This window comes from Kitasatospora sp. NPDC056138, from assembly GCF_042264695.1.
In the GTDB taxonomy this organism is placed as follows: domain Bacteria; phylum Actinomycetota; class Actinomycetes; order Streptomycetales; family Streptomycetaceae; genus Kitasatospora.
In genome coordinates, this window is record NZ_JBHJVK010000128.1 from 1 (window position 1) to 10584 (window position 10584).

At 68.2% G+C, this 10584-nt stretch carries 13 protein-coding genes, 2 pseudogenes and 2 riboswitches; of the genes and pseudogenes, 6 read left to right on the top strand and 9 right to left on the bottom strand.

Annotated features, from left to right (window positions below):
* Nucleotides 1-398 precede the first annotated feature (398 nt).
* The 3 genes from ACFC1R_RS37770 to ACFC1R_RS37780 all read right to left on the bottom strand — a co-directional run bounded on the left by ACFC1R_RS37770 (nt 399) and on the right by ACFC1R_RS37780 (nt 2015).
* Nucleotides 399-1208 carry a helix-turn-helix domain-containing protein gene (locus ACFC1R_RS37770; protein ID WP_375946258.1) on the bottom strand — a complete coding sequence of 270 codons (810 nt, stop codon included), beginning with the start codon at nt 1206-1208 and terminating at the stop codon, nt 399-401.
* A 68-nt stretch (nt 1209-1276) separates the two neighbouring features.
* Complete coding sequence (locus tag ACFC1R_RS37775) at nt 1277-1801, bottom strand: DUF6879 family protein (protein ID WP_375946259.1); 525 nt, start codon at nt 1799-1801, stop codon at nt 1277-1279.
* Nucleotides 1773-2015: a hypothetical protein gene (locus ACFC1R_RS37780; protein ID WP_375946260.1), complete on the bottom strand. Its 243-nt coding sequence runs from the start codon at nt 2013-2015 to the stop codon at nt 1773-1775. The genes ACFC1R_RS37775 and ACFC1R_RS37780 overlap by 29 nt, the downstream gene beginning before the upstream one ends.
* A gap of 137 nt (nt 2016-2152) precedes the next feature.
* On the opposite strand from ACFC1R_RS37780, the gene ACFC1R_RS37785 reads away from it, so the two are divergent.
* Nucleotides 2153-2413: a hypothetical protein gene (locus ACFC1R_RS37785; RefSeq protein ID WP_375946261.1), complete on the top strand. Its 261-nt coding sequence runs from the start codon at nt 2153-2155 to the stop codon at nt 2411-2413.
* A 30-nt stretch (nt 2414-2443) separates the two neighbouring features.
* Here ACFC1R_RS37785 and ACFC1R_RS37790 read toward each other — a convergent pair whose 3' ends face one another.
* From ACFC1R_RS37790 to ACFC1R_RS37800, 3 genes and pseudogenes are all read right to left on the bottom strand, one after another.
* A complete protein-coding gene (locus tag ACFC1R_RS37790; RefSeq protein WP_375946262.1) occupies nt 2444-3055 on the bottom strand; it encodes a transposase in 612 nt (203 codons plus the stop codon).
* Nucleotides 2950-3461: pseudogene (locus ACFC1R_RS37795) on the bottom strand (winged helix-turn-helix domain-containing protein); the annotation flags it as partial. The gene ACFC1R_RS37790 and the pseudogene ACFC1R_RS37795, both read right to left, overlap by 106 nt.
* A 240-nt stretch (nt 3462-3701) precedes the next feature.
* A complete protein-coding gene (locus ACFC1R_RS37800) occupies nt 3702-3977 on the bottom strand; it encodes a helix-turn-helix domain-containing protein (RefSeq protein WP_375946263.1) in 276 nt (91 codons plus the stop codon).
* A gap of 61 nt (nt 3978-4038) precedes the next feature.
* Here ACFC1R_RS37800 and map point away from each other — a divergent pair, with 61 nt between their 5' ends.
* The 5 genes from map (at nt 4039) to ACFC1R_RS37825 (ending at nt 7711) form a co-directional block, all read left to right on the top strand.
* The gene (gene map / locus ACFC1R_RS37805) at nt 4039-4806 is read left to right on the top strand and encodes a type I methionyl aminopeptidase (protein WP_375946264.1); all 768 of its coding nucleotides are present in this window, start codon (nt 4039-4041) and stop codon (nt 4804-4806) included.
* A gap of 213 nt (nt 4807-5019) precedes the next feature.
* Nucleotides 5020-6168: an IS630 family transposase gene (locus tag ACFC1R_RS37810; RefSeq protein ID WP_375946265.1), complete on the top strand. Its 1149-nt coding sequence runs from the start codon at nt 5020-5022 to the stop codon at nt 6166-6168.
* A 63-nt stretch (nt 6169-6231) separates the two neighbouring features.
* Nucleotides 6232-6525, top strand: a complete 294-nt coding sequence (locus tag ACFC1R_RS37815; RefSeq protein WP_375946266.1) for a DUF6087 family protein — start codon at nt 6232-6234, stop codon at nt 6523-6525.
* 178 nt (nt 6526-6703) lie between these two features.
* Nucleotides 6704-7381, top strand: coding sequence for an ASCH domain-containing protein (locus ACFC1R_RS37820; protein ID WP_375946267.1), 678 nt, complete (start codon nt 6704-6706; stop codon nt 7379-7381).
* A gap of 21 nt (nt 7382-7402) precedes the next feature.
* Nucleotides 7403-7711: an HIT family protein gene (locus tag ACFC1R_RS37825; protein WP_375946268.1), complete on the top strand. Its 309-nt coding sequence runs from the start codon at nt 7403-7405 to the stop codon at nt 7709-7711.
* On the opposite strand, the gene ACFC1R_RS37830 is transcribed toward ACFC1R_RS37825, so the two are convergent.
* From ACFC1R_RS37830 to ACFC1R_RS37840, 3 genes and pseudogenes are all read right to left on the bottom strand, one after another.
* The gene (locus ACFC1R_RS37830; protein ID WP_375946269.1) at nt 7692-8534 is read right to left on the bottom strand and encodes a WbqC family protein; all 843 of its coding nucleotides are present in this window, start codon (nt 8532-8534) and stop codon (nt 7692-7694) included. The genes ACFC1R_RS37825 and ACFC1R_RS37830 overlap by 20 nt on opposite strands.
* Nucleotides 8485-8967, bottom strand: a pseudogene (locus ACFC1R_RS37835) (YdcF family protein); the annotation flags it as partial. The gene ACFC1R_RS37830 and the pseudogene ACFC1R_RS37835, both read right to left, overlap by 50 nt.
* A 153-nt stretch (nt 8968-9120) precedes the next feature.
* Nucleotides 9121-10011, bottom strand: coding sequence for an MBL fold metallo-hydrolase (locus ACFC1R_RS37840; RefSeq protein WP_375946270.1), 891 nt, complete (start codon nt 10009-10011; stop codon nt 9121-9123).
* Nucleotides 10012-10023: 12 nt separating this feature from the next.
* Nucleotides 10024-10091, bottom strand: a riboswitch (guanidine-III (ykkC-III) riboswitch).
* A gap of 211 nt (nt 10092-10302) precedes the next feature.
* Nucleotides 10303-10365: riboswitch (guanidine-III (ykkC-III) riboswitch) on the top strand.
* Nucleotides 10366-10584: the final 219 nt, after the last annotated feature.

Consider the following 10584-nt stretch of genomic DNA (forward strand, 5'->3'; position numbering starts at 1 on the left):
ACCTTCAACGGCTGGCACCACCACGTCACCCTCGTCGCACTCGCCCACGCCTTCTGCACCCTGCGGAGGCTGGCCCGGGCCCCAAAAGAAACGGCGGCGGCCTGAGCCTCTACCAGGTCGTCCGCGAGCTGCAGATCATCCTGGCCATCTGGGCCGGCTCCTGCCCCACCTGCCACCGAGACATACCCACGCGAGAACACACCTGACCAAGCCCTACTAGGGTTCGGGGCTGTGCGGCGATCCTGTGAGCGTATCGGCTGAGCACGTGATGCCTCCTTCGCGCGTCGAGGGCGTCGAACCGGTCGGCGGTGCGGGCGTAGCCCGCTCCCGCGGTCCTGGCAGAAGCTACGGGCCAACGCTCCTGGTTCTCAACGAAGTTGCGCGGATTTGCGCACGATTCACCCGAGGGTGTCTATCGCGGCGGTGATCAGTGTGCGGGCAGTGGCGCCATGGACCGCGAGTCCGGCGAACCGGGCGAACACCTGGGTGTACAGGGCGACGTCGCTGGGTGCGGTCACCGTGACCTGCGCCGACAGTAGCTTCGCACCGGCCTGCCGGTCATCGAAGACGTTGAAGGACTCGGTGGGCCACACGGTGCGGGCCGCTGTGAACGGGATGATTCCCAACGACACTGACGGCACCGACATGACCGTCAGCAGGTGTCCGAGTTGCCCGGCCATGACCGCTTCGTCGCCGACCCGGTACCGCAGTACCGACTCCTCGATGACGGCGACGAAGCGGCGCCCGCCTTCGAAGACCACTCGGGAGCGGGCAAGTCGGGCGTTGACAGCGTCAGCCACACCGTCAGGGGTCTGGCGGACGTCTGCCACCATGCGCAGCAGGGCGCAGGCGTACCCTCGCGTCTGCAAGGCCCCGGGGATCACCCGGGAGGAGTAGGCGCGGAAGTGGCTGGTGCGCGTGTACAGGGGCACCCGGGCTTCCTGCGCGTGGCGCAGGCCCGTGCGGGTGATGCGCCGCCACTCGACATACAGGGAGTCCGCTGCCCGGTTGGAGGCGATCAGGTCAGGGGCCTGATCGTCGGCGCCACAGGCCCGGCACCACGCCCGGATGTCCGAGTCCGACGGGACTGCCTTGGCGTTGAGGATGCGGGAGGTCTTGGCGGCGTGCCAGCCGCAGCGAACTGATAGCTCCCCGCCCTTCAGGCCGGCGTCCCGCATCAACTCGCCGAGGCGTGTGGCGAGCGCCACGCGGGCCGCCTTAACGCTGGAGGACGGGGAGATCGACATCATTGCTGCCGTGCTCAGTACGGGGGCGGTCAGACGCTGAACTTCTCGTGCGGCACAGCCCGTTCCCAGACCGCCTCGAACGCGGTGGCACACAACAGGGCCACCGCAGGATCGTCGCTGAACGACGGCCCCGCAGACTCCCCATCGCCGGTGAAGTGGTTGAACCTCACCAACTCGCCGTCGAACAGCCAGAAGTCATTGCCCGGCAGGGCAATGTCCGACACCTGACGCCGAGCCAGCCAGCGGATCTGCTCGCCCGCAGCGACGTTGGTGAAGGTCCCGGAGTGCTCGAACCGGATGTACTCCGACACCGGCTCGGACACGATCCGGGCACGGCGAACCTTCACACCCCGACCGACAGTCTCCTCGATCGTGGACAGCCACGGACGCCACCAGGACTCCCGGTCCGCCGGGTCATACCGGAAGCCGTCCCGCCATGCCGCGAACGCCTGCGCCTCCTTCGTCACGCTGTAGGAGTCCCGCATCTCCAGGTGCACCGCCGTAGAGCGTACGGCGGCCAACTGCTCAGCGAACGTGGGCACCTTCGGCTGCATCGCATGCCTTCCTCAAGATCGACGCCATGCGCGCGGGAAGCCGGACCACATCCTCGGTGTCGGGGATGCTCCCGGTCTCCCGGCACTTGGCGAGAAGCTTCTCATTGGCCTTCCAGCCCTGGACCACTATCTCCCCGGACTCGGCGTCGAACCACACCGTCGGGCACTCGTCGTCTCCGGTGTTGGGGTCGATCCCGATGAACCGTAGCTCCATGACAGCCTCCCCTTGCAAGCCCGTTGCGCGGATTTGCACGACGATTCCCGACTGAAGTGATGCCGTCAAGGGCGCGAGTAGCCAACTGGTGGCAAAGCGTGGCTGACCGTCATCCGTGCACGACGATCCGAACGTTGATGGCGTCAAGGTCCGTCTACTGGGTGGCCACCATCGACGCCACTCCCTGGGCCGCGGTGGACTGGGATGGCACCAAGGCTGCCGAGCACTTCACCGTCTGGCAGCACGGCCCGCGCCGACTGTGGGAAGAAGTCGAGAGCGCCCACCGGTGGTGGAACGCCAACGCTCGACCCGGCCCGGACCGCTTCGGGCTCACAGTCGGCCCCAGTGGCCACCGGGCTTGGCTCGACACCCCCGACAACTTCTGGCAACTGCCCTGAATGTGCCCAGGCACTACTGACCTCGGCGCTTCAAGGTGATGGCGGTGGGAGGTCGAGAGAGAGTCCGGTCCCGGTGAGGAAGCCATCGAGGATGTCGGAGCGGTACTGCAGTCGCTTGAGGCGGTTTCGGACGAGGGCTTCGAGTCGGTCGAGGGCAACGCTGGTGAGGTTCGCCAGGCTTCGTTTGACGTGGGCCCACAGGTACTCGACCGCGTTCAGCTCGGGTGCGTATGCGGGTAGGACGAACACCGTCAGCCAGTCCCGTGCGCCGATCAGGTCGCGCATGGCATGGGAGACGTGGGTGTTCAGCCGGTCCCACACCAGCACGATCGGTGCCCTGACCAGCTGGTGCACCCCGTCGATCAGGCTGATGTAGTCGTGCTCGGACAGGCTGCGGCGCTCGCCCTTGCGACCGCTGTGTCGCAGGACGCGGTGACACAGCCGGGTCCGCGAGCCCGGTCGCATCGCGAGCAGCCCGGCGACCGAGATCCGCCCGGAGCCGCGGCCGCAGACCTTCACTACCGGAGTGCTGCCACGTCGTCCCCATGTGCGTGCTGTGGGCGGTCTGCGGGTGAACCCGGCTTCGTCCTCGAAGCAGAGCCATCCGTCGCAGGCCGCCCGGGCGCTTTTACCTTCGCCCACGTCGCCTCCCTCCACGCGGCCACGGCCTGCTCGTCGCGTTCTGCGGCCCGCCGCACGGGGACCTGCGGAGTGAAGCCGAGCCGGCGCATCAGACGGGTGGCCCCCGAGACGCTGTAGGAGACATGGAACTTGCGGCCGATCAGCGTCGCCACGCGCGCACCGGTCCACACCTGGTCCTGGTCCAGCCGTGAACGGCCGGCCCCTGCTCAAGGTATTCGGCCAGTTTCTCCTGACACCGCGCCGACAGCTTGCACCGCTGCCCACCCGGCCCCCGTGAAGCCAGCGCCCCGGCCCCGTCCTCCCGCCAGGCCTGGTGCCACTGGTAGGCCGATTTCGCGGTCACCCGCAGCCTGCGGGCCACCTCCCTCGGCGGGACCCCGTCTTCGAACAACCCGGCGGCCTCCAGCCGCACCGACTCGCGGTACTGACGTGCCTTCGCCGTCAGACCGCCCCCATCCGCATAGCGCATACCAACGGCATAGCGCGCAAATGACCGCCAGTCAGCTACGCAAACAGGCCAATCACCTTGAAGCGCCAAGGTCAGTAAGTGGTCGGCTCTCGAAGTCCTTCGGGGGTTGACGTAAAAGTCCAAATCGTGCCGCGCCAGGAACATCCGATTCTCAGCCGGATGGCGCCCGCCTGACGGTCACGCTGACATGGCCTGCTCGCCGCCTTCGGCGTCTTCCGCGCAGGCGGCGGCGAGGTCGTCCAGAGACAGGTTCAACGCGTGGGCCAGGGCTGCCACGGTGAAGAAGGCCGGGGTCGGGGCCCGGCCGGTTTCGATCTTGCGGAGCGTTTCAGCGGACACCCCGGCGGCTGCTGCCACGTCGACCATGCTGCGGTCGCCGCGGGCCTGGCGAAGCAGGATCCCGAAGCGCTCTCCGCGTTGCCGCTCTTGCGGACTCAAAGGAACTCTCACCATGTCTGTGATACTAATACCGGTATAAGTATTGGACAGCGTCGCATCGCGGGGAGTCACACATATGGTGGAGATCAAGACCGACACGGCACTGGAGGCGATGCGAGAAGCCGGACGCGTCGTGGCCCACGCACTCGCAGCCGCCCGCGCGGCGGCAGCCGTGGGAGTTCGCCTGCGCGAGCTCGATGAAGCCGCCCGCGCCGTTCTCACCAAGGCCGGAGCACGTTCTCCGTTCCTGGGCTACCAGCCCTCCTTCGCCCCGATCCCCTTCCCCGCCGTGATCTGCGCGTCCGTGAACGACGCCGTCGCGCACGGCATCCCCGACGGCTACCGCCTGCGCGACGGCGACCTGGTCGGCATCGACTGCGGAGCCGAACTCGACGGCTGGACCGGCGACGCCGCGATCAGCTTCACCGTCGGCACCCCTCGCCCCGCCGACCTCGAACTCATCGCCGCCACCCAGCAGGCCCTGGACGCCGGCATCGCCGCCGCCACCGTCGGCCACCGGATCGGCGACATCTCCCATGCCATCAGCACGGTCGCCCGCAAGGCCGACTGCGGCATGCCGGCCGACTTCGGCGGCCACGGCATCGGCCGCCAGATGCACGAAGACCCCCACCTCCCCAACCGCGGGCGACCCGGCCGCGGCTTCCCCCTGCGCCACGGCCTCACCCTCGCCATCGAACCCATGCTCATGGCCGGAGGACGCAACGACTACTACACCGACCCCGACGGATGGACCCTGCGCACGATCGACGGCAGCCGAGCCGCCCACATCGAACACACCATCGCCGTCACCGAGGACGGCCCCCGCATTCTCACCCTGCCCTGACCTCGGATCCGCTCCCACCCGGCAGCCAGACACATCGGCCACTGTCGGGAAGCACCGATCAGCGACCACGGCTCCAACCGGTGCCGAGCCCTGGTTGGCAGTACAGGCACCCCTTGAGCGCGGAGCGGACGGCGCGTCGGCGCGAGGTGGTTGACCGTCCCGAACCGTTCCCCCGAGATTGGCCGCTTCCTATCCATGCCTGTGGCCCGAGCCGTGTCGCTCACCTTGACCGCCTCCGAGCGCCACCGGCTCAAGAAGATGGCCTACGGTCACAAGACTCCGCATCAGGCCCAGCAGCGCGCAACCATCGTTCTGCTGGCTGCTCGTGGGCGCTCCAATGCCCGGATCGCCGCGCAGACGCGGCTGCACGTGGACACGGTGCGCACTTGGTGGGGCAGGTTCGCCACCGGCGGCCTGCCCGCCCTCGCCGACCGCAAGCGGTCCGGTCGGCCGGCCTCGTTCACCGCGGTGCAGGTCGCCGAAGTCAAGGCGCTGGCCTGCCAGTTACCCGCCGAGACCGGCACCCCGCTGTCGCGCTGGTCGTGTCCGGAGCTGGCCCGGGAGGTGGTCACCCGGTCCATCGCCGGGTCGATCTCCACTTCCACCGTGCGGCGCTGGCTCAAGCAGGACGCGCTCAAGCCCTGGCAGTACCAGTCCTGGATCTTCGTACGCGCCCCCGCCTTCCGGCCCAAGGCCGCGCGCGTGCTGGACCTGTACGCCCGCACCTTCAACGGCACCCCGCTGGGCGAGGACGAGTACGTGATCTCCGCGGACGAGAAGACTTCCATCCAGGCGCGCTGCCGCTGCCACCCAACCCTGGCCCCCGGGCAGGCCCGGGCGATGCGCGTCAACCACGAATACGACCGCGGCGGCGCGTTGGCCTACCTGGCCGCCTACGACGTCCATCGCGCCCGCGTCTTCGGCCGCTGCGAACCCAAGACCGGCATCGTGCCCTTCATGAACCTGGTCACCCAGGTCATGACCACCGAGCCCTACGCCAGTGCCAGACGCGTCTTCTGGATCGTCGACAACGGCTCTTCCCACCGAGGGACGAGGGCCATAGATCGCCTCACTAGGGCGTTTCCGAACGCTGTCATGGTCCACACCCCCGTACACGCCTCCTGGACGAACCAGATCGAGATCTTCTTCTCGATCGTCCAACGCAAGGTCGTCTCGCCCAACGACTTCACGGACCTCAGCGAGGTCCGGGATCGACTCCGAGCATTCGAAGACCGCTACAACGCCACGGCACAGCCGTTCCAGTGGAGGTTCGCCACCTCCGACCTGGACGAACTGCTGGCCCGGCTCGACCGACACACAATCCGTCGGCAGGAAAAATCCTCCGCCCGTCCGGCCGCGTGATCAACCCCCGAAGGATTTCGAGCGTCGACCACTAAGCTCGTTGGCCGATGGAAGGAGCAGCCCGTGGACGAGGACGAACCGCTGGAACTCTGGGCCGCGCGCCGCGAAGCCGTCCGGCGCCCGGTCGGCGAACTGAGGGCCACGATGCTCGATGGCCGCGAGCACGCGGCCCACGTCAACCCTCACGCTCCGCGCATCATCCTCCGCTGGAACGGCGTCGAATGGATCCCGGAGACCATCGCCGACGACTACGGCGCTGCGCAGCGATTCCTCCACGGCATCACCGGCGACGGCGTGATGCGCTCGATGATGCCCTCAGCTCGAAGCAAACGCCCGGGTAGGCACCGCAGGACCTGAGCAGCGATCCCGGCTGGCCCCCGGTCGGCCGCGCTAGAGAGCGTGGACACGGGATCCACTGGATCGCTGCCCAACCCAGGCTCCGCTGCGAGTACAGCATCGCCTGTCCCTTTGTCACTGACGGTGGCTACTGCACCGGCATTGCCGACCACGCTCAACGTTCGAAGGAGTAGCACCCGTGGCTCATCCCTGGGACACGATCGCCCAGCTCGTCGGTTGGCTGGACAGGAACGCGAAACTGCCGCCTGAGCAGGCACAGCTGATGCACATCCTCAAGATCAGCGAGGAGGTCGGCGAGGTCAGCGAAGCTGTGGCCGGCGTCCTCAACTCGAACCCGCGCAAGGGCCGCAGCCACACCGAGGCCGACGTGCAGGCCGAGCTGTGCGACGTGATTCTTACCGCGATGGTTGCCCTGAGCAGCCGCACCCCCGACGCGGACCAGGTCTTCCGCGGACACCTCGACCGAGTTGCCCGCCGCTCCCTTCCCGACTACCGCGGCCCGGCCGGAACGCACGACCTGCACCTCCAACCCGAGTACCACCAGTTGGTCGCCTCCGGCGCGAAGACGGTGGAAGTGCGCACCGCCAGCCTGGCGAAGAGCGCGATCCGTGTCGGTGATCAGATCATCTTCCGCACCGACCACCACGCGCCGGTCACCTGCCAGGTCGTCCGTATCGACCGCTACACGGACTTCCTCGCCCTCCTCGACCACGAGGACCCGGCCACGATCAACCCCACCAGCGACCGGGACGGCATCCTCGCCGCCCTACATGGCATCTACCCGCCTGAGAAGCAGCAACTTGGTGCCTTGGCGATCGAGTTCACGGCTCAGATCGGTGATCAGCCGGACTGGTAATGCGGTCAGGTGATTCCGCGCGTGGTGAACGTTGACGTGGTGCTTGAGACGTCTGCTGTCCTCGCCTTCCGCCCGCCCGTGCCCGGGTTCGCCACAGAGCACGTGATCGTCGTGCCGAAGAAGCACGTCCGGTCGCTCCTCGAACTGGATCCGGCCACCGGCGCCGAACTGCTCACCGCCGTCCAAGCGGTTACCCGCCTCGTCTCCGACCAGCACGGCGGCTGCCAGGCGATCACTTCACTGGGCGACGAGCAGCACAACCGGCACTTTCACGTCCACGTCGCCGCCGGCGACGGTGTGGCGAGGTTCATCAAGCAGTCCACGACCTGACGCGGCCCCGCACAGAGGCAGGCCCGGTCAGCACGGTCGTACGCGCCACTGATCCGGGCAGGGAACGAAAACGGGCGGACAGCACCCGTGGCCCAGCCGCCACCAGCGGACCGAGGGCGCTCGCATGCCGGCTGCCCGCCCACACACCCCCTTCCGGAACAGCGAAGGGCACCACCTCGACTCCGGCCGTGGTGAACGGGCCGGGAGCCAGGTAGCTCATCCCGCCGCTGCCGCACAGGTAGGCATCCGCCCCCACTCGGGAGCAGAGGTCGGCCAGGCGCTCGGACCGGCCGGAGCGCACGGAGAAGTCGCTGCTGCGGACGATCGTGCCCTTCCAGCCGAGCATGGCCAGCAGCAGCTGCGTCGACGCTTCGGCGACCACCGCGGTCCGGTCGGTGCCCTCGAACAGGTCCAGGACCTCTTCCAGCCGACGGTGAAGCTGCGGCCAGTGCGGCCCGCCGCCGTAGTGCTGCCGTAGCTGCTGGTCGACCCGGCGCAGGCTGCGGGCCGGGTCGACCAGACGGGCGTCCTTGATCAAGGTCGCCCGCCCGTAGGGCAGGTGAGTCGGGACAGAGAGCCACCGGTAGCTGTCCGGCTCGCAGGGCCGAGCGATCCGGACACGGTGCTGGTAGTCCCGGCGGGTGAACTGGACGTCGTCCAGGACGATCCACACATCGGCGGCCGCCAGCTTGGCCACGGTGGAGAGCCGGGGGAACAGGTTCGGCTGGTGGATCGCGCACACCAGGCCGACGCTGGCCAGGGTCGGAAGGTCGGGTGAGAAGACGGCTGTCGAACCCGTCGGTGATGAGCCGCTGGTAGGCATCGTGCACCCTCTCCGGTACGTCCTGGGCGACGGCGAAGCCGAGCTTCGGGTACTCGATGACCCGCTGGAGGTCACCCACCAGACTGTCGATCACGAGCTTGTCGTCGCCGATGGTCTTCACGTAGTCGTGCAGGTCCATCGGGGTGGACGCGCACACCGCTTCCACCTCGGGCCACACCTGCCGGCACGTCGCGTACGCCCGCCGCTCCATGTACGGCATGGAGACGAGCAGCACCGAGGACACCGCCACGCCGGCGCCCGCCAACACCTCGCGACTGAACGCGATGTTCTGCCCGGTGTTGCGGGCGTTCGGCTCCCGCAGGATCGCTTCCTCGGGCACCCCGAGCGACACGGCGTGCTCGGCGAAGTGCACGGCCTCACCGCGCGGGAACTGGTCCGGCCGGGACGGGTTCGGACCGCCGGTGAACACGATCCGCTGTGCCTTTGGCCTTGCCGACCGGGGGGTCGACGAAGGCCGAGTCGGAGGCGACGCGGGTTCGGTGCGGCAGCGTCACTTGTCGGCCTTCGGCCTTCGCAGTCGAGGAGGTCAGGGCGTTGGGAGTTGAATGTGCTCTGTTCGTGCTGCTCATGCGTCGGGGCACAGGACGAACAGCGGGGAGGCGCGGCGGCTGGGTTGGTCGCAGAGTTGGTCGCAGACCTCCTGCAGCGCTGCGCGGATCTCGCGTAGGTGGCCGGTGGTCATCTGCAGCGGGGGTTCGTCGGGTTGGTAGACGGTGCGGACCGGGTAGTCCACGCACGGTTGCCGGGTCATTTCGATGTGGCAGCCGAGCACGTGGGTGACCGGCCGGTGGTCGCAGAAGTCGATCAGGCGACCGATCGTGCGGGTGAACGCCTGCCAGTCCTGGATGTAGAGCCGGCCGGGGTAGACCGTGTCACCAGTGAGGAGGAACCCGGTCCACGGGTCGTAGAACGTGACCGCCGCCTCGTGGTGGCCTGGGGTGGCCAGACACTCCAGCACCCGTCCACCCAAGTCGACCTTCGCCGCGGCATCCGGGTGCTCGGCGAATCCGAAGTACTGCCAGGCGGTGGCCAGGTCAGCGGCTATCACCGTGGTGTCCGGGCGGTCGGTGAACTGGCCGTCGCCCGCGACATGGTCGCCGTGCGGGTGGGTGTGCAGCACCAGCAGCTGGTACCCGTGCCGGGGGTGCCGGGCGAGCCAGGACTCGATGAGCTCGTCGACCACCTGGCGCAGGGGGAAGTACTCTGCGGATGCGGTGGCGCCGGTGTCGATCAGCACCGCCCGCGCGTTGCCGAACAGCAGGAACAGGAACGGCGCCTCGTAGTCGACCGCCATGTTCTGCCGAAGGATGAACGTGTGCTCGTCGTAGGCGTGGACCTGGATGTCTGGGTCGGTGTTGTGCTTGGCCGACGGCGAGCCGTGGATCCACCGGACATCCAGCGCACGAGGCCGGGGCGTCGGGCAAGTGAAGTCGATCAGCGAGGACGGTGCGCCCATGACGTCTCCATGAGTGCGTCGTCTTGGCAGACCGGGTACGGCGCACATCTCGTCCGGGGCAGGCACGTACGAGCCTCCGGAGCGACGCTACCACGGCAAGAACCTTGCAATCCTGGCCTTCGTGCCTGCCCTGCCAGGCACCCCGCAAGGTTGATTCTCTTCGAGCCCTAACCGCTCACGCTCAACCCGACGATTCCCTCGGCGATGTCCCGGCGTCGGCGCTCCAGCAGCCCGACCAACGCTGCGCTGCCTGGTCGGCTACGTTGACTCGGCGAGGAGTGGGTATTCTGACCGGCGGCTGAGCTTCGGCCCCGGACGAGACGCGCCGTACCCGGTTATGCACGACGACGCGCCGTGCCGCCTTGGCGGCACTGGAGGGCCCTTTCCGAGGTGGAGGGGGCTTGGCGTCTCGCGGAGGGTAGTCCGGCATGACCGTTCCACTGACCAAGACCATGTACACGGCCACTGCGAAGGCTGTCGGCGGCCGGAACGGCACCGTCGCCACCGATGACGGACGTCTCACGGCGCGACTGGCACCGCCGCGCAAGAAGGTGCCGGAGACCACCAATCCCG